General features: G+C 35.0%; 17 protein-coding genes. 9 read left to right on the plus strand and 8 right to left on the minus strand.

The window, feature by feature from the left end; genetic code table 11:
- Positions 1 to 671: 671 nt before the first annotated feature.
- Complete coding sequence (locus tag ACJJVN_RS09545) at positions 672 to 842, minus strand: hypothetical protein (RefSeq protein WP_170034537.1); 171 nt, start codon at positions 840 to 842, stop codon at positions 672 to 674.
- A gap of 244 nt (positions 843 to 1,086) precedes the next feature.
- Between ACJJVN_RS09545 and fumC the strand changes: the two genes are divergently transcribed.
- The 4 genes from fumC to ald all read left to right on the plus strand — a co-directional run bounded on the left by fumC (position 1,087) and on the right by ald (position 5,674).
- On the plus strand, positions 1,087 to 2,481 hold the full coding sequence (gene fumC, locus ACJJVN_RS09550; RefSeq protein ID WP_405368740.1) for a class II fumarate hydratase: 1,395 nt from the start codon (positions 1,087 to 1,089) through the stop codon (positions 2,479 to 2,481).
- Between the two features lie 228 nt (positions 2,482 to 2,709).
- Positions 2,710 to 3,906, plus strand: a complete 1,197-nt coding sequence (locus ACJJVN_RS09555; protein ID WP_405377936.1) for an AbiH family protein — start codon at positions 2,710 to 2,712, stop codon at positions 3,904 to 3,906.
- Between the two features lie 36 nt (positions 3,907 to 3,942).
- Positions 3,943 to 4,422: a hypothetical protein gene (locus ACJJVN_RS09560; RefSeq protein ID WP_405377937.1), complete on the plus strand. Its 480-nt coding sequence runs from the start codon at positions 3,943 to 3,945 to the stop codon at positions 4,420 to 4,422.
- A gap of 163 nt (positions 4,423 to 4,585) precedes the next feature.
- A complete protein-coding gene (gene ald, locus ACJJVN_RS09565) occupies positions 4,586 to 5,674 on the plus strand; it encodes an alanine dehydrogenase (protein ID WP_104515007.1) in 1,089 nt (362 codons plus the stop codon).
- Positions 5,675 to 5,771: 97 nt separating this feature from the next.
- Here the strand turns inward: ald and ACJJVN_RS09570 are convergent, their stop codons facing one another.
- Positions 5,772 to 7,019, minus strand: coding sequence for an NAD(P)/FAD-dependent oxidoreductase (locus tag ACJJVN_RS09570; protein ID WP_405377938.1), 1,248 nt, complete (start codon positions 7,017 to 7,019; stop codon positions 5,772 to 5,774).
- Between the two features lie 99 nt (positions 7,020 to 7,118).
- On the opposite strand from ACJJVN_RS09570, the gene ACJJVN_RS09575 reads away from it, so the two are divergent.
- Together ACJJVN_RS09575 and ACJJVN_RS09580 are read left to right on the plus strand one after the other, a co-directional pair.
- Positions 7,119 to 8,045, plus strand: a complete 927-nt coding sequence (locus ACJJVN_RS09575; protein WP_104515206.1) for a mechanosensitive ion channel family protein — start codon at positions 7,119 to 7,121, stop codon at positions 8,043 to 8,045.
- Positions 8,038 to 8,328, plus strand: coding sequence for a DUF3817 domain-containing protein (locus ACJJVN_RS09580; protein ID WP_405377939.1), 291 nt, complete (start codon positions 8,038 to 8,040; stop codon positions 8,326 to 8,328). The genes ACJJVN_RS09575 and ACJJVN_RS09580 overlap by 8 nt, the downstream gene beginning before the upstream one ends.
- 1 nt (position 8,329) lies before the next feature.
- Here the strand turns inward: ACJJVN_RS09580 and ACJJVN_RS09585 are convergent, their stop codons facing one another.
- On the minus strand, positions 8,330 to 8,731 hold the full coding sequence (locus ACJJVN_RS09585; RefSeq protein ID WP_405377940.1) for an acyl-CoA thioesterase: 402 nt from the start codon (positions 8,729 to 8,731) through the stop codon (positions 8,330 to 8,332).
- 60 nt (positions 8,732 to 8,791) lie between these two features.
- On the opposite strand from ACJJVN_RS09585, the gene ACJJVN_RS09590 reads away from it, so the two are divergent.
- From ACJJVN_RS09590 to ACJJVN_RS09600, 3 genes are all read left to right on the plus strand, one after another.
- Complete coding sequence (locus tag ACJJVN_RS09590) at positions 8,792 to 9,607, plus strand: TrmH family RNA methyltransferase (protein WP_405377941.1); 816 nt, start codon at positions 8,792 to 8,794, stop codon at positions 9,605 to 9,607.
- 18 nt (positions 9,608 to 9,625) lie between these two features.
- Positions 9,626 to 10,870, plus strand: coding sequence for a M48 family metallopeptidase (locus ACJJVN_RS09595; protein WP_405377942.1), 1,245 nt, complete (start codon positions 9,626 to 9,628; stop codon positions 10,868 to 10,870).
- 1,598 nt (positions 10,871 to 12,468) lie between these two features.
- The gene (locus ACJJVN_RS09600) at positions 12,469 to 12,816 is read left to right on the plus strand and encodes a DoxX family protein (RefSeq protein WP_405377943.1); all 348 of its coding nucleotides are present in this window, start codon (positions 12,469 to 12,471) and stop codon (positions 12,814 to 12,816) included.
- Here ACJJVN_RS09600 and ACJJVN_RS09605 read toward each other — a convergent pair.
- The 5 genes from ACJJVN_RS09605 to ACJJVN_RS09625 all read right to left on the minus strand — a co-directional run bounded on the left by ACJJVN_RS09605 (position 12,813) and on the right by ACJJVN_RS09625 (position 17,896).
- The gene (locus ACJJVN_RS09605; RefSeq protein WP_405377944.1) at positions 12,813 to 13,184 is read right to left on the minus strand and encodes a DoxX family protein; all 372 of its coding nucleotides are present in this window, start codon (positions 13,182 to 13,184) and stop codon (positions 12,813 to 12,815) included. The two genes, ACJJVN_RS09600 and ACJJVN_RS09605, sit on opposite strands and share 4 nt — an antisense overlap.
- A 132-nt stretch (positions 13,185 to 13,316) precedes the next feature.
- Positions 13,317 to 14,762, minus strand: coding sequence for a pyridoxal phosphate-dependent decarboxylase family protein (locus ACJJVN_RS09610; protein ID WP_405377945.1), 1,446 nt, complete (start codon positions 14,760 to 14,762; stop codon positions 13,317 to 13,319).
- A 333-nt stretch (positions 14,763 to 15,095) separates the two neighbouring features.
- Complete coding sequence (locus tag ACJJVN_RS09615; RefSeq protein WP_405377946.1) at positions 15,096 to 15,746, minus strand: peroxiredoxin-like family protein; 651 nt, start codon at positions 15,744 to 15,746, stop codon at positions 15,096 to 15,098.
- A 196-nt stretch (positions 15,747 to 15,942) separates the two neighbouring features.
- A complete protein-coding gene (locus tag ACJJVN_RS09620) occupies positions 15,943 to 17,010 on the minus strand; it encodes a serine hydrolase domain-containing protein (protein WP_405377947.1) in 1,068 nt (355 codons plus the stop codon).
- A 115-nt stretch (positions 17,011 to 17,125) separates the two neighbouring features.
- Positions 17,126 to 17,896 (minus strand): hypothetical protein, encoded by a 771-nt coding sequence (locus ACJJVN_RS09625; protein ID WP_405377948.1) that lies wholly within the window; start codon positions 17,894 to 17,896, stop codon positions 17,126 to 17,128.
- Between the last annotated feature and the right edge of the window lie 73 nt (positions 17,897 to 17,969).

The raw sequence follows: 17,969 nt of genomic DNA on the forward strand, positions 1-17,969 counted from the left end.
AAATCATTTTCCGCACCCTTTAGGGCTGGGGAACGGAAAATTCACCAAAACCCTTCCCTAACCCTAAAGGGTAGGTTTCTATTTATTATTTATAAAAAATAGTGCAAATCATTTTCCGCAACCTTTAGGGTTGGGAACGGAAAATTCAAAGAAACCCTTCCCTAACCTTAAAGGGTAGGTTTCTATTTATTATTTATAAAAAATAGTGCAAATCATTTTCCGCACCCTTTAGGGTTGGGGAACGAAAAATTCAAAGAAACCCTCCCTAACCCTAAAGGGTAGCTTTCTATTTATTCATTTATAAAAAATAGCGCAAATCATTTCCCGCACCCTTCAGGGTTGGGGAACGGAAAATTTCAAGTCCTTTTTTCCGCACCCTTTAGGGTTGGGGAACTGAAAATCGCACAGAAGCCAAAAACTCTCAATAAACTAAAAGCAAATTTCACCAAAACCCTTCCCTAGCCCTAAAGGGTAGGTTTCTATTTCTTCATTTAAAGAAATCGCAAATCATTTTCCGCACCCTTCAGGGTTGGGGAACGGAAAATTGCAAATCATTTTCTGCATCCTTCAGGGTTGGGGAACGGAAAATTCTCAAAACAAGCCACAAAAAAACCGTCTAGAAAAATTCTAGACGGTTATCATATATAGTACAATGCTATATAAAAAGAATATTATTTCTCTTCTTTAAGCTTTGCTTCTTTCTTTAATTTTCTCTTTTCTAACAATGCTCCTGTAATCCAAAAAGGAATTACAAATGTTGTTAAAAATATCATTAACCAAAATCCTAAAGTTAGAATTCCTAAAAATGCTAAAAAGCCTAAGTATTGATCAAAATCGAACATGGTATCTCTTTGTTTGCTGCAAAGATAAAGACTTGAACTTAATTATGAAAAGACTGCGCAGCATTTATTAACAAAAAACTGTTTATAACGGCTCTTATTCTATTAATTATTAGAATTAGTCCGGTTAGGGAGATTAAAATTCCGCTTTCGCGCAAGCGGCACCTCCATCCTACTTGTTATTATTATCTATAATGAGATGGTAAAACAACGCTCAAGTTTTATATTTGTGAAAAATTCAACCACAATGGAATATAGAATAGAAAAAGATACGATGGGACAAGTAGAAGTCCCTGCAGATAAACTTTGGGGTGCGCAAACGCAGCGTTCTCGCATGAATTTTAAAATAGGTGCTGCAGGTAGCATGCCACTAGAAATTGTATACGGTTTTGCCTACCTTAAGAAAGCCGCTGCTTACACTAACCATGACCTAGGTGTTCTTACAGAAGAAAAACGTGATCTTATCGCACAGGTTTGTGACGAGATTCTAGAAGGTAAACATGACGACCAGTTTCCACTTGTGATATGGCAAACAGGTTCTGGTACACAGTCTAACATGAATGTGAACGAGGTGATCGCAAACCGCGCACACCAACTAGCTGGTAAAACAGTAGGTGAAGGTGAGAAAACCATACAGCCTAATGACGACGTGAATAAATCACAGTCCTCTAACGATACCTTCCCTACAGGAATGCACATCGCCTGTTATAAGAAAGTGGTAGAAAACACCATTCCTGGTATCAAACAACTGCGCAACACTTTACACAATAAGTCTATAGAATTTACCGATGTGGTAAAAATAGGTCGTACACACCTTATGGATGCGACTCCATTAACACTAGGACAGGAATTTTCTGGTTACGTTTCTCAACTGGACCATGGAATCATTGCACTAGAAAACACACTAGCACATTTAAGTCAGCTAGCACTAGGTGGTACTGCCGTAGGTACAGGATTAAACACACCACTAGGATATGATGTAAAAGTAGCTGAGTATATCGCACAATTTACAGAATTGCCATTTATAACAGCACATAATAAATTTGAAGCTCTTGCAGCACACGACGCTCTAGTAGAGACTCACGGTGCTTTAAAACAAGTAGCCGTATCACTTAATAAAATTGCACACGATATAAGAATGCTTGCTAGTGGCCCACGTAGTGGTATCGGTGAGTTAATCATACCTGCAAATGAGCCAGGTAGTTCTATCATGCCAGGTAAAGTAAACCCTACTCAGGCAGAGGCTATTACTATGGTATGTGCTCGCGTTATGGGTAACGACACAACAGTTACCGTAGGTGGTATGCAAGGTCACTTTGAATTAAACGTATTTAAACCAGTTATGGCTGCTGCGGTTCTAGAAAGCGCACAGTTAATAGGTGACGCGTGTAGAAGTTTTGACGAGAATTGCGCCGTAGGAATCGAGCCTAACAAAGAAACGATCAAGTCTTTACTAGACAACTCATTAATGCTAGTAACTGCTTTAAACACTAAAATAGGATACTATAAAGCTGCCGAAATTGCTAACAAGGCGCACGAAGAGGGAACTACCCTTAAGGCTGCTGCCCTAGCTCTAGAATATGTAACGTCTGAGGAATTTGACGAATGGGTAAAACCAGAAGACATGGTAGGTCACAGATAATATCTATCTTACTCAAAACAGTTAAAAGCCACTTCAATTCATGAAGTGGCTTTTTTTATGTGGTTCGGTTTCGCTTTCGCGAAAGATAGACACACAGCACCACTACCCTAACTTCCTAATTGATTCACCTCATTAAGGAATACCGTAAATAAGAGATAGAAAAATTATTTAAATTGCTGGGGTAATTTCAAATAATTAATACCTAATTAAAATAAATACTAATATTATATGCCGAATATTTTAATTACCGGAAATGGATTCGATTTAAGCTTTGGCCTGCCAACAGCTTATAGCCATTTTATAACGATATTAAATGAAATAGAAAATAATGCTTCAATAGATTATGAGTTAATACCTAAAACCACTCTATCAAATAATATACTAAAACAACACTTTAAAGAATTTGAACTAGATAAAACAAAAATTGACCTACTGAAAATTGAAATTAAAGATAATTTATGGTTTAACTATTTTAAAAATGAATATGATCTTGAAAGCTGGATAGACTTTGAAATTAAGATTGAAAAAATCTTGATCTTAATTTTATCATCTTCAAAAAACTTAAGAGATCAGGTGTTTTCTATACAATCAATTAATAGTACTGAAGAAATTGAATTCAAATCTATTTTATTTCAAAACAATGTTGATGTAATGAAGTGCTTAGAAAAGTTTAAAATTATTGAACTGAGTGAGTATTATGAAATAAAATTAAACAAAAAATATTTAATAGAGAAATATAATCATTATATCGATATTGATATTAAAGCAATTACAGATGATTTAATCAAAGAATTAGATCAATTCAAGAAAATATTTAATCAGTATTTTGAAATATTTGTTACACCATTCTATGACAATAAAATCAGTCATTCAAATGATAATAAGTTTTTAAAAATAGATTATCACTACACTTTTAATTTTACTACTACATTTGAAAAAATCTATAATACCCAAATCAAAACAAGTTATTTACATGGTAATATAGGCGGCGGATCTAACTCTATAGTCCTTGGCATTAATGATATACCAAACAATCAAATAGACAGAAAATATTTCTTACCTTTTACTAAATATTTCCAGAAACTTAATTACCAGACTAATTTTGAGTTTATATCAATAATTAAAAAAAATAAAAGTTTAAAATATCAATTTTTCTTCTACGGACATTCTTTAGATAATTCAGATAAGGATTATATAAATGAGGTTTTTGATTTTATAGACAAATCAATATCAATTAAGATAATTGTAATTTACCATGATGATAATTCTAAATCTAAACTTTTGATAAATTTATTAGACATTAGAGGAAAGGATAATATTCAATCATTGATGAAAAGTCAAATATTGATATTTAGAAAGAATGATTCCCAAAGTTTAATAGATGATTTAGATCAAGATTTAAATAAAACAATTTATAATTTATAGTTCTCCATAAACTACCTACTTCAAAACCCAACCACCATGAAAAAATTAATCTTTACCCTACTAGTAATCATAGCTGTTCAAAAAAGTAACGCACAAAGCTCACAACTTACTGAAGATCAATTTAGAGAAAAAGTAACTACTGAGTTTCAAACTAGTTATAATAAAGCACTCACCTCTCTTGAAAATTCAATGGATTATGATATGTTCAAAAAGAACGAGCAATGGAATGTTTACGAGTTTGATAATAAAAGAATATTTAAAATAGAATCTAAAAAGAATAACACCACTTTTATAGAAACGTATTATGAAGTAGATGGCCAATTGCGCTATGCTCAGGAAAAAGAAATCAGCTTTATAAACACACCAGATACTATAGAATGGAACTGTGAATATTTCTTAGAAAATGGCGCTATAAAAACCATCATGTCTCTAGGCCATGGAAAAACAGAAAGAGACGACTGGGATTCTAACGAGATATTAACTTTATATCAAAAGAGAAAAGCTTTATTAAAATAATCAGAGAAATATAAACACAAACCGCAAATACCCCACAAAAACAAGGGTATCATATTAAATAAAACTACTTTAATCAAAACCACCCCTAAAATTATAAGGGTATTACTTTCATTATATGTAAAAAAGTTACAAATTACGCTCGTAACTTAAAGTTTAAAAAAAAATGATTGTCGGTATTCCAAAAGAGATTAAAAACAATGAAAGCAGGGTCGGTATGACACCTGGCGGAGTTTATGAATTGGTTAAAAAGAAACACACCGTTTATGTGCAATCAAATGCTGGAGAAGGCAGCGGCTTTTTAAATTCTGATTACTTAAAAGCAGGTGCGATTATTCTAGATTCTATCGGTGAAGTGTATGCAATTAGTGAAATGATTGTAAAAGTAAAAGAACCTATCGCTGAAGAATACGACTTGATTCAAGAAGGTCAAATACTTTTCACCTATTTCCACTTTGCCTCTAGTGAGCCGTTAACTAAGGCTATGATTAAGGCAAAAGCTATTTGCATTGCTTATGAAACTGTAGAAGATACAGACGGTACACTACCATTATTAACTCCTATGTCAGAGGTAGCTGGTAGACTAGCCATTCAACAAGGAGCAAAATACTTAGAAAAACCAGTAAAAGGTCGTGGTGTTCTTTTAGGTGGTGTTCCTGGAGTAGCACCTGGTAAAGTACTGGTCTTAGGTGCTGGAATAGTAGGTATACAAGCTGCAAAAATGGCTGCAGGACTTGGAGCACATGTCACCATGTTAGATATCAACATGAAACGTTTACGCTATGTAAATGACGTCATGCCTCCACATGTGGTTACTGAGTTCTCTAACGAATTCAACATTAGAAAACACATTAAAACTCATGATTTAATCATAGGTGGTGTATTACTTAAAGGTGCCAAAGCTCCTAACCTTATCACACGCGACATGCTCAAAGAAATGCGACCAGGGACTGTAATCGTAGATGTAGCAGTAGACCAAGGTGGTTGTGTAGAAACTACCAGACCTACAACTCATGAAGATCCTGTATATATTATAGATGACGTGGTGCATTACTCTGTTGCAAACATGCCTGGTGCAGTACCATTTACGTCTACTATGGCACTGACTAATGTAACTTTACCCTACGTTCTAAAAATAGCAAATCTAGGCTGGGAAACAGCATGCGATTCTAACCCTAGTCTTAAAAAAGGACTAAATATCATATCTGGAACTATCGTTTACCAAGAAATTAAAGAGGCCTTTAATTGGAATTAATCAGTCATTAAAAAATAGAAATAGAGAGTATATTAAAGAAATCTAAATCTTAAAAAAAACGGTAAACAGATGCGTCCATCTGTTTACCGTTTTATAATTATAAAATCACACTTCCTTCTATCTTGCTTATAACAGCATTTGCAGCTGCTTTACCATTTAACATCGCAGCGTTAAGTGATCCATTACTCAATTGATCTCCAGCTAGAAAAACACTATCTGTAAGTTGTGTTTCTGACGCATTCATGCAATAATTTAAAGAATCTAGTTGTGGCAATGCTTTCTTTATATGATACAGTTTTACCAGTTCATTTGCCTTAATATGAGTCTCTTCTCTTAGTTCTTTTACCACACGTTCTGTAAGTTGCTGGTCAGATAAATGATGCTTTTTAATAACAGAAACGCTTATAATATTCCTGTGGTTATCAAAAACATCATTTAAAAAATGAAAGTTATTGATCAGCACATCATCATTTGCTACCAGTCCTATAATAGCCTGATCTAATCCTGTATGATCGGTTTCAAAATACAGCACAGTAACCTGATGCCATGGCATGTTTTCATTAGGTAAATTAGGTACTAAATCTCCTGCTGGTGTAGCTACTATAGTATAATCAGACTTTATTTTCTCACCATTTTCTAGAGAGATTTCATTACCTATCACTGCTGTTACCTTGTGATTAAGATGCATAGAATCTTCAGGTAATTGAGCAGCCAGTTGTTCTGGTATAGCTTTGATACCGCCTGCAGGTATCGTTGCATTTCCTTCTGTAAACATTTTAAAGACAAATTCAAACATGCGACTACTCGTTGCTAGCTCTGTCTCTAAGAATATACCTGTATAAAAAGGAGTAAAGAAACTAGCAATCATCTTTTTAGAAAATCCATAATTCTCTAGATAGATCTTTGTGGTAGTCTCTGGACTAGTAAATATGTCGTGTATTGATTTTTGTTTCAGCTTTCGCGAAAGCGAGTACACCAACCATTTATCTTTTAAAGATCCCACACCAGCCGTAATCGTGCTCCACAAGAAACTACTATCTCTAGTAGGATCGCCTAGTTTATGAGTTTTACCGTCTTTAAATATTAAGGAACCTGGCACAAATTTGCGCAATTTTAGAGCCTCAATATCTAGAAATTCATTCACCGCAGGATAAGCATCTAGCATCACTTGAAAACCTTGATCTAATATCAATCCAGAAGTTGCATCACTGCTTACACGACCACCGACAAATGAATTTGCGTCATAAACAGTTGCTTTATATCCAGCGTTTTGCAATGTAACAGCTGCAGCAAGACCGCTTACTCCAGCGCCTATAATAGTAATATGTGGTTGGTTATCATTCATGATGTAAAAATAGTATAGAGTTTTATAATCTAAAGGATTTAATTAATGCTTAACAAAAAGAATTTTACTACAGACTATCTTTACTGTAAACCCAATTTTATGCCATTGCAAGATCAAGTAGAAGACATTAATATTTCTGATAGAATTACTAACACTACGTATTCTTATTATGAAAATTTCATCGATTTTCTACCACGGCTGGCTCTAGGTCTCGCTATTATCATATTGGGCGTTTTAATCGCTAGTTTTTTGGGTAGGTTTACCACATCTAGCGTGATACGCAGGACTAAAGATCCTTTGATGAGTCGTTTTTTAGGTAAGGCGATACGCTTTGTATTTATCATCATTTTTATAATGCTCGCATTGAGAGCTGCAGGATTAGGTGATATAAGCGCCGGTATTCTTGCAACAGCTGGTGCTAGTGCCGTAGTTCTAGGGTTTGCCTTTAAAGATATAGGACAGAATTTTATAGCTGGTGTAATTCTTAGTTTTAACAGACCATTTGACGTAAATGATACAGTAGAAATCGGGAATAACTTTGGTCGTGTAAAAGCACTAGAATTTAGATATACAAAGCTTAAAACCTTTGACGGCAAAGATGTTTACATCCCTAATTCAGATGTGATAACGCAACCGGTAACTAATTATACAGAAGACGGTTTTTACCGTTGGGATTTTGTGGTAGGTGTAGATTATGACGATGATATTAACGAGGCAAAACAGAGCATCATGGACGCTTTAAACGCAGACCCTAAAGTTGTGACTGACGAAGATCATGTAAGTTATGTCATAGAAGACGAGCTAGCGACCAGCACCGTAAATCTTAAAGTGTTCTTTTGGGTAGACACCTTAGACTTTGGACGCGTTGCAAACACCACACGTGGCCGCGTGATAGGAAATGTAAAAAGAGCTTTAATGCAAAAAGGCTTCTATTTACCAGCAGATATTCAAGAAATCAAGCTGTATGGTCGTGATTCTGAACTACCTTTGTCACTTCAAGATAAACGTGTAAAAAAAGATGCTTAAAACATTCAAATATCTAGCTATAGTAGAAGGTTACTCCTTTTTATTCATCCTTTTTATAACCATGCCTCTTAAATATTCAGGTGGTATTTTACTACCTAATAAAATTATGGGAATGGCACATGGTTTCTTATTTATAAGTTATGTAGCTGTAGCCATAGTTATAAGCCAGTTGTATAAATGGGATTTTAAAAAACTACTTGTAGTTCTCGCCATGTCTGTAGTTCCTTTTGGAACTTTCTGGATGGAAAGAAAGTACTTAGAAGAAGACCTTAAAAAGGCTTAGTTTAATCAAAGCCTTTCTTTTTCATACGTTCGTGCTGGTATTCTACCTCTGTTTTACCGTGTGCAAGTGGTTTACCGTCTTCACCTAGATTTACTAGAATTATATTTTCTATAGTAATAATAATGTCATAGGTCATTTTATTACGTACCACACATTTTAAATCGATAGAACTGGTACCAAATTTATTTACCTCTAGTCCTATCTCTACTATGTCACCAGTTTTTGCACTGGCTACAAAGTTGATTTCACTCATGTATTTAGTCACCACTTTTTGATTCTCGATTTGTATAATCGCATAAAGTGCCGCCTCTTCATCAATCCATTCTAATAATCTACCGCCGAAAAGCGTCCCATTAGGATTTAAATCTTCTGGCTTGATCCATTTTCTAGTATGAAAATTCATATTGTATAGGTTTATATTCAAAGATACATTTGATCTGCTTTAAAAACCTATTTTTGTACTATGAAACACATCTCTAGCCCTAATAATGCCGTTATACGACACGTAGAACAACTGCAACGTAAAAGTAAAGCTCGTAAAAAAGAAGGCCTTTTTATCATAGAAGGACAGCGCGAGATCTTACTAGCTACTAGAGGTAAATTTATTATGGAACAGATCTTAGTTTGCGGCCCTATCCTACTCGATACGAGTACGTTTACAGCGCAAGATGTGTACTCAAAATTAGAGATCCATCAGTCGCCAGAAATTATATCTGTCACGCAAGAAGTCTATGAAAAGATGGCTTATCGCAGTGGTACAGAAGGTTGTATCGCTTTCGCGAAAGCGAGATCCCAACAATTAAATGATCTAGAACTAACCGACACACCATTAATCCTCATTGCCGAATCTACGGAGAAACCAGGTAATCTAGGCGCTCTATTAAGAACTGCCGATGCTGCCAAAGTAGATGCCGTGATCATAGCAAATCCTACGGCAGATCTTTATAATCCAAACGTTATACGCTCTAGTGTGGGCTGTCTATTTACCGTTCCTACTGCTGTGTGCAGCACAAAAGAATTGATAGGTTTCTTAAGTGATAAAAATATCGATTTATATGCCGCGACTTTGCAAAGTAGCGAGCGTTATGACCGGATAGATTATAGAAATGCCAGCGCCATAGCCGTAGGTACTGAAGCCACAGGACTATCAGAAGAAATGAGAGCAGCTGCAAAGGCAAACATCATTATACCTATGTCCGGCGAGATAGACTCCATGAATGTGTCTGTAAGTGCAGCAATCATGATTTTTGAGGCAAAAAGACAACGAGATTTTAAATAAGAATTTGACCTTACTTTTATGACACCAGCTACAGTATTTTATATCATTATAGGGATTCTAATTTTTGATTTTTTATTAGAACGTATTTTAGGTTTTCTCAACTACACCTGGTATTCAAAGCCTGTACCACAAGAACTTAGTAATGTTTATGATGCTGCAGAGTATGATAAATCTCAAGAATACAAGAAGACCAATTTTAAATTTGGCTTGTTATCCAGCACCTTTTCCTTTATCGGTATGCTTTTGTTTTTATTCTTCAAAGGTTTTGCACTAGTAGATGAGATCGCACGGTCTTATGCGCAAAATGAAATCGTCGTGGCTTTATTATTTTTTGGGCTTATCATGCTGGCGAGTGAGATCATTTCGCTGCCTTTTTCCATCTACTCTACCTTTGTGATAGAAGAAAAATTTGGATTTAATAAAACTACCGTAAAGACCTTCATTCTAGATAAATTAAAGGGTTATGTACTTACTGCCGTTTTAGGCGGCGCTATTCTATCCTTAATTATCCTTTGTTATAACTGGGCTGGTGATAATTTCTGGTGGTATGTATGGATATTGATATTTGTGATATCGCTGTTTATGAATATGTTTTATGCAAAACTATTTGTGCCGCTTTTCAATAAACAATCACCCTTAGAAGATGGCGATTTAAAAAATAAGATAAGTGAATATGCAGCAACAGTAGGTTTTCAACTAGACAAGATTTTTGTGATAGATGGTAGTAAAAGATCTACTAAGGCCAATGCTTATTTCAGCGGTTTCGGTAGTGAGAAACGTGTGACGTTGTACGATACCCTAATAGAACAATTAACCGAAGAAGAAATAGTGGCAGTGCTTGCTCATGAAGTAGGTCATTATAAAAGAAAGCATATTATTTATAACCTTATCGCTGGTACGCTTACCACTGGTTTTACCTTGTGGTTATTTTCTCTATTTGTAGACAGTACCTTACTTTCTGAAGCGCTAGATGTTGCTATTCCTTCTTTTCATATAGGTTTAATCGCTTTTGGCTTGTTGTATTCTCCTATATCTACATTAACCAGTATCATCATGAATTTGCTATCTAGAAGATTTGAATATCAAGCAGATTACTATGCAAAAAGCACTTATAAGAAAGAACCATTAATAAGCGGTTTAAAAACACTTTCTAAAACTAGTTTGAGTAATTTAACTCCGCATCCTGCTTATGTATGGTTTCATTATTCCCACCCTAGTTTACAACAGCGTATTACTGCCATGAAAAGCGATGTCGTTTATTAAATAATTCTATTTATCACCACACAAAACTAACAGCTCTTTTCCTTAATCAAGTAAAGGTGGGCAAATCGCAGCGCAGCGAAGATTTGGTCGGAAAGGTTGTGCGGTGTTTTTTATAATCTAGTTGCAGGAATATATTCTAAGTCTTGTGCAACTTTCTAGCACCGCATCAACCACTCCGAGGTTTTGCAAAACCCCACCTCGCCTAGTCTTAGGCGAGGAGCCTTCTTGCTTTATTGAAAACTATTATAATCTTTACTTTAATAACAAATCTGTAAAAAGTAAGTACAAAAAGCTCTTTTCCTTAATCAAGTAAAGGTGGACAAATCGCAGCGCAGCGTAGATTTGGTCGGAAAGGTTGCGCGGTGTTTTTAATAATCCAGTTGGTGGAATAAGTTCTAAGTCTTGTGCAAGTTTCCAACACCGCATCAACCACTCCGAGGTTTTTGCAAAACCCCACCTCGCCTATTCTTAGGCGAGGAGCCTTCTTGCTTTTTTGAATACTATTATAATCTTTACTTTAATAATAAATCTGTAAAAAGGAAGTACAAAAAGCTCCTTTCCTTAGTTAAGGAAAGGTGGGCAAATCGCAGCGCAGCGTAGATTTGGTCGGAAAGGTTGTGCGGTGTTTTTAATAATCCAGTTGGTGGAATATATTCTAAGTCTTGTGCAAGTTTCCAACACCGCATCAACCACTCCGAGGTTTTTGCAAAACCCCACCTCGCCTATTCTTAGGCGAGGAGCCTTCTTGCTTTATTGAATACTATTATAATTTTACTTTAATAATAAATCTGTAAAAAGGAAGTACAAAAAGCTCCTTTCCTTAGTTAAGGAAAGGTGGGCAAATCGCAGCGCAGCGTAGATTTGGTCGGAAAGGTTGTGCGGTGTTTTTAATAATCCAGTTGGTGGAATATATTCTAAGTCTTGTGCAAGTTTCCAACACCGCATCAACCACTCCGAGGTTTTTGCAAAACCCCACCTCGCCTATTCTTAGGCGAGGAGCCTTCTTGCTTTATTGAATACTATTATAATTTTACTTTAATAATAAATCTGTAAAAAGGAAGTACAAAAAGCTCCTTTCCTTAGTTAAGGAAAGGTGGGCAAATCGCAGCGCAGCGTAGATTTGGTCGGAAAGGTTGTGCGGTGTTTTTAATAATCCAGTTGCTAGAATAAGTTCTAAGTCTTGTGCAATTTTCCAACACCGCATCAACCACTCCGAGGTTTTTGCAAAACCACACCTCGCCTAGTCTTAGGCGAGGAGCCTTCTTGCTTTTTTGATAAGTAAATAGTTGACTCTTAAATAATAAAACTCAAAACTAACAGCTCCTTTCCTTAGTTAAGGAAAGGTGGGCAAATCGCAGCGCAGCGTAGATTTGGTCGGATAGGTTGTGCGGTGTTATTAATTATTAAGGTTTTTTGAATAAATTCTAAATCCAGTACAACTTTCCAGCATCGCATCAACCACTCCGAGGTTTTTGCAAAACCCCACCTCGCCTATTCTTAGGCAAGGAGTTTTTTAAGGTAAAGAGTATGAGAATCTTATTTTTAATTTCAACAAATAATTAACGGTATGGTGTGCGGTATTGCTGTAATTTAATCGCATGAAAACATTTGATCTCCTACTCTATTTTACCATCGTGTCATTTGTATTTTTTGGCATTACTTGCTTGTTCTCATCGCACATGAGATTAGAATTTACCAGATTTGGATTGAGTATGCTGCAACGCTTATTAACTGGCGTTCTTCAACTTATAGGTGCCGCAGGTTTAATAGTAGGTATTTTTAATACGTATATAGGTATCGCAGCATCTGCAGGGTTGAGTTTATTGATGCTGGCTGGTTTTCTGGTACGTGTAAAGATCAAAGACGGCGTTTATAAATCGTCGCCGGCTTTAATCTTTATGGTACTTTGTGGTATAATTTGCTATAAATTTATAGACATGCTCTAGATAAATATGATCGCTAGAGATAGTAGTAAAAATATTGCTGCTGGTACAGACTTTTTGATAGGGTCATTAATCTTAAAATGCATGACAATCGCCCCTAACATAAGAAGTGCAATACCTATGGCCCCAGTATATTCTACGGCTTTATAATAAATAGAAATCAGTATTAAAACAGCAAAAAGACATTTCAACGTCCCTACTATAATCATGGCATTTTTTGATAAACCATAAGCTGCAAATTCTTCTTGCATGCTACTCGCGTTTCCACCTCGCCATGGTGTCGATTTATCGCGGTTGATGAGCCATACCTTTAGTATGCTTAAACCGACTACTAATTTGATAAGTATTTCTGTGATTTCAATAAATTCCATGGTTGTTATTTTAGATAAAAATAATTACCGAATTCTTAAGATATTAAAATATAATCTTAATAAGTATTTATTTAACAAGTGATTGTATGATTATTCCGCTTTCGCGAAAGCGGAACACTAACTATCTTAAAATTATTTAACAGACTGCTCTTCTAGAATAAGAATAGCAAATTTCTCACATGCGGTAAAGGTCTCCATGATATGATCCATAGTCGTACGTGGATTTATCAAACACATGCGTAAAACGACCTGATTATTGAGCACGGTAGTCACTAGCAAAGATTCTTTGGACTGTATGATACGTTTAGAAATCTCTTGATTAAGAGCATCTATTTGAGCATCGTTTAAATCTAGTTCTATAGGGTTATACCTAAAGTTGATAATGGCAAGCGTGGCAGGGGAAACCACTTCCCATTTACTGCTTTTTCTAAGCATGGTTTCTACATCTTCGGCTATGTTGATGTTGTAACTTACGGCTTTTCTAAAAGCTTCTAATCCAAAGGTTTTTAGTGACATATAAAACTTGAGCGCTCTAAAACGTCTGGTAAGCTGGATACCGTGGTCGTAAAAATTAATCTCTGATGTGTTTCCTTCTATATCTCTTAAATACTCTGGTTTTTCTACAAATGTATCGTGCAACCACTTGCTTTTGCGCACTAGTAAACAACCCATCTCATAAGGTTGGTACAGCCATTTATGCGGATCTATGGTAAGGGAATCTGCTTTTTCAATTCCTTTTAATGCCTTGCTGCCTTTTTGAGATAACATCGCTGCACCACCATATGCTCCATCGATGTGAAACCATAGTTTTTCTTTTTTACAGATAGAACCTATTTCTTCTAGCGGATCTACCGTACCAGTGTTAGTCGTACCAGCAGATGCGATAATGCAAAAGGGTTGTAAACCACTTAAACGGTCTTTAGAAATCGCATTTTTAAGTTTATTAAGAGCCATTTTAAACTCTCCATCTGTTGGGATAATGCGTATTTGTTCTTTCTTAAAACCTATTACACGTATCGCTTTCACGTTAGAAGAATGCGCCTGGTCAGACATGTAGATAACGGCTTTAGAAAAGTCGTCGCCACACTTTTGTCTTCTTGCAGTAACTAGTGCAGTAAGGTTTGCCATAGAGCCACCGCTGGTAAAAATACCACCACCTTTTTTTGCAGGGAATTTAAATAGTTTTAATAACCAGTTCATGGTTACGATCTCTAACTCTGCCGCAGCAGGAGACGCTGCCCAACCACCAGAAAATATATTAAAACCTGTCGCAAGCGTGTCTGCCATGACGCTTACATAATTGCTAGGTCCTGGAACAAAAGAATAAGATTTAGGGTGCGAGACTATGTTACTGTTAGGCAAGACATGTTGGGTCACAAAGTCCAGAACCTGGTCTGGATCGCTAGGTAAATTAGGTACCTCTTCTTGAAAGATATCGTCCATCTCCTTGCGGCTAGCTATTGCTACAGGACTTTTATCATTTTGTGTTGTAAAATGATCTACTAGAGTATCAATCACCTTATAACCGTAGGCTCTCATCTCTTCTTTACTCAATTCTAATTTATGCAAATTATCCATCTGTGTTGCTCCCTTTTAAAGCTGCAAAATTACAAGTAATAGCTTATACAATAGGCATGAAAACAGCACGAATAACTGAATCGTACGCTTTCTCAATGAATGAAAAAATAGGCGTACGGATTATCATTTTTTGTAAAACAAGCTTAGATAATTGTTCTTAAAATTTAAGTTTCTTTATGGAATTGATGATGGTAAAATCTAGAGATTAAATTATTTTCAAATAATTATGGTTGATGATAACTTTTTAAGGATAAGAAAGTGCTTATTTAAAAGCATTTCTTATCCTTAAAGTTATGTAGAATAGTACAAGGTAACACTTACCAAATATGGAATTTAAGCAAGTTTTTTAAGCGTCTCTATGATCTCTTCTGGTTCTGAGCGTGTTCTATAATCGGCATTTACATAATTCCATTTTACGATACCGTCAGTTCCCAATATGAAAGTAGCTGGAATAGGTAGAACACTTGCGTTTCCATTATTGATCTTCTTTAAATCTAGACCGCGATCTACTCTCATGTGTTCCATTAAGAATTCTGGCACTTCCCAAGCCACACCATATTGTGAGGCAACTTGCGCATCCTGATCTGACAGTACGGTAAAGTCCATTTTACTAATCTCATTCTCTGTCAACGATCCATCTGGCACTTCTGGGCTTATGGCTATTAATTGTGCACCTAGTTCGTGAATATCGCCTAGTCTGTCTTGTAATGCTCTTAACTGTAAGTTACAATAAGGACACCAGCTACCACGATAGAACGTGATCACAACTGGTCCTTTTTTTAATAAGCTAGCTAACTCTACGGATGCTCCTTGAGCATTAGGCAATTCAAATACTGGAGCTTTCTCCCCTATTTTTATGGCGTGTTTACCTAGTTCAAACTCTTTGGCATTTTCAATAATCGCATCTACGCCTTTCATAAATTCAGGGTTGTTTTTTCTACCCATGGCTATTTTGGCGTCTGTTAATTCTCTTAATGTGCTCATTGTATTAGTTTTTGATTCTAGGTAATTTTTTAAATGTATTTCATATTTTACAAACCATGGTTTCTTTTAAGGAAAATAAAGCATTTACAAAGTGTCATTCATAAAAGTAAAAATCAAGCCGAATTTGATATGTTATTTGTCATTACATGATTCTAAACACATCATATCGAGATCTGAACTCGATATGATGTGAATTTTATTCTTCATACATTATCTCTGTACCTAACTGATTGGTGATTTTATTTAAATAAGGTGGTACAAATAAATTAGAAAATGTAATTACTAAGTCACCGGTTTTTGTGTTGTAATAATTTCGCGTCGAAAATGAAAAATTGTCGCCATCGTGACCTATTAAAAGTAAATCTTTTCTTCTATCGAATATAGAAATACCTAGTCCATAATCTGAATCTGTATCAAGCATTTGAGATAAAGTTTCTTTCTTTATAAAAAGTTCTTTTTCATAAAGATGGATAAAGAACAATTCTAAATCTTTTAAGGTAGATGCTATACCTCCTGCAGAATAAGCTACATCTTTATAGAAGTTATAAAAAACGTAATTTGCATAATCCACACCTTCAAACATAGGGTGTGCTGCATTTTTTATGGATGGAGAATAATATCCATAACTATTATTCATTCCAGCAGGTTCAAAAATACGTTCTCTTAAAAGGTCGTGATATGACCTGTTAGTAACGAATTCTAGTACAGAACCTAAAAGCAAATAATTTGAATTATTGTATTCATATTTTTCTCCAGGAAGACTTAACGGTTTTGGTATTTTATTAAAAAAAGAAACATGATTGTACTCATAATGAGGGTTAACTAGAGAGCTGTTTGCTATACTATCTATTAAAACTTCTCCTAATCCACTTCTATGTCTTAATAATTGTTCTATGGTTATACTAAGATCAACATTATCGTTTTTGATCATGTCCTGAGGAAAGTATTTTACTAAAGAATCTGATAAAGAAATTGTTCCTTTTTCAACCTCTTGCATGATTAAAACAGACGTGAAGGTTTTTGTTAAACTACCTATATTAAACACCTTATCTGGAGTCATTTCTAATGAATCTCCTGCAATACCTATTGCATAGGTTTCTGTTATATTATCATGTCTTACCAGCGCACCTATACCAAAACGTTTTAGCTTTAATGAATCTTTATACGTATCCAGAATACTTGGAATAATACGTTTATTATCTGGACTTTGTGCATATCCTAAATTTAAGAATAGGATCAATAGTAAAAAAGTAGAGGTTTTCATTTGTGTTGGTTGATTTTGAGGTTGGGTGGTTGTAAAAATACTTTATAGAAAATTAAAAAAGCTCAAAGAATCGTGATGCGACTCTTTGAGCTTAGAATAAATTTAAAGTAAAAAATTACTTGCCTAACTTTATTTGGAATTTTGTGGCAGTAAATGCTGCTTGTAAACCTCTAAGATTAGAATTAGACTTGTTCTTTTCAAACAGATTTTCTAGATATTCTATTTGGGTATCTAGATCTTCTTTTTGAAAAATTTGATATTTTAAAAGAATCAAGTTGGCCATTATTTGATCAGCAACACTGAGACCTTCTTGCTTTAAATATTCCTCTATTGAACTACGTACCTCAGTATCATTACCTGTTAACTCGTCAAATAAGAATGCGTTTGCTAAGTCTGATTTATTCATACTTAAATAATCGTTCTCACTAGACATATCTTTTCTATAAGTCATTTTATCACCGTTAAGAAAATACCATCTGGTATAGGAATCATTTGATGTTTTGATTTCTTTTTCAAATCTCTTATCCCTAGCCGTCCAGTTTGTAAAAGCAACTAAGAGTTCTGTACCATCTTCTTTCTTTAAAATAGCAAAACGAATCAAGTAGTTGTTTTCACCAGGTTTTTCAATTTCTATATCTAGATTATTATCTACAGAAACGTATGTTTTAAGAGCTGTAAGAATAGATGAGACTTCTTCTGGAGTTGCATCAGGAAAGAGATTTTCTCTTAAAAACAAATCGATATAAAGGTAATGTGTCAGATAGAAATCATCCATTTTGAGATAATTTGCCTCTTCTAGATGGTCTGTTTTAATAGTGATCTTCTCAGATTGTGCATATCCTGTATTTAAAAACAGGATCAATAGTAAAAAAGTAAAGGTTTTCATTTGTCTTGGTTGATTTTGAGGTTGGGTGGTTGTAAAAATACTCTATAATTCTAGAGTTGTAATTTAATTTGTG

The sequence above is a fragment of the Nonlabens sp. Asnod3-A02 genome, assembly GCF_045063755.1.
Classification (GTDB): domain Bacteria; phylum Bacteroidota; class Bacteroidia; order Flavobacteriales; family Flavobacteriaceae; genus Nonlabens; species Nonlabens xylanidelens.

Coding starts and splice junctions, on each gene's coding strand:
- ACJJVN_RS09545 (WP_170034537.1), bottom strand. CDS start 842: ATGTTCGATTTTGATCAATACTTAGGCTTTTTAGCATTTTTAGGAATT.
- fumC (WP_405368740.1), top strand. CDS start 1,087: ATGGAATATAGAATAGAAAAAGATACGATGGGACAAGTAGAAGTCCCT.
- ACJJVN_RS09555 (WP_405377936.1), top strand. CDS start 2,710: ATGCCGAATATTTTAATTACCGGAAATGGATTCGATTTAAGCTTTGGC.
- ACJJVN_RS09560 (WP_405377937.1), top strand. CDS start 3,943: ATGAAAAAATTAATCTTTACCCTACTAGTAATCATAGCTGTTCAAAAA.
- ald (WP_104515007.1), top strand. CDS start 4,586: ATGATTGTCGGTATTCCAAAAGAGATTAAAAACAATGAAAGCAGGGTC.
- ACJJVN_RS09570 (WP_405377938.1), bottom strand. CDS start 7,019: ATGAATGATAACCAACCACATATTACTATTATAGGCGCTGGAGTAAGC.
- ACJJVN_RS09575 (WP_104515206.1), top strand. CDS start 7,119: ATGCCATTGCAAGATCAAGTAGAAGACATTAATATTTCTGATAGAATT.
- ACJJVN_RS09580 (WP_405377939.1), top strand. CDS start 8,038: ATGCTTAAAACATTCAAATATCTAGCTATAGTAGAAGGTTACTCCTTT.
- ACJJVN_RS09585 (WP_405377940.1), bottom strand. CDS start 8,731: ATGAATTTTCATACTAGAAAATGGATCAAGCCAGAAGATTTAAATCCT.
- ACJJVN_RS09590 (WP_405377941.1), top strand. CDS start 8,792: ATGAAACACATCTCTAGCCCTAATAATGCCGTTATACGACACGTAGAA.
- ACJJVN_RS09595 (WP_405377942.1), top strand. CDS start 9,626: ATGACACCAGCTACAGTATTTTATATCATTATAGGGATTCTAATTTTT.
- ACJJVN_RS09600 (WP_405377943.1), top strand. CDS start 12,469: ATGAAAACATTTGATCTCCTACTCTATTTTACCATCGTGTCATTTGTA.
- ACJJVN_RS09605 (WP_405377944.1), bottom strand. CDS start 13,184: ATGGAATTTATTGAAATCACAGAAATACTTATCAAATTAGTAGTCGGT.
- ACJJVN_RS09610 (WP_405377945.1), bottom strand. CDS start 14,762: ATGGATAATTTGCATAAATTAGAATTGAGTAAAGAAGAGATGAGAGCC.
- ACJJVN_RS09615 (WP_405377946.1), bottom strand. CDS start 15,746: ATGAGCACATTAAGAGAATTAACAGACGCCAAAATAGCCATGGGTAGA.
- ACJJVN_RS09620 (WP_405377947.1), bottom strand. CDS start 17,010: ATGAAAACCTCTACTTTTTTACTATTGATCCTATTCTTAAATTTAGGA.
- ACJJVN_RS09625 (WP_405377948.1), bottom strand. CDS start 17,896: ATGAAAACCTTTACTTTTTTACTATTGATCCTGTTTTTAAATACAGGA.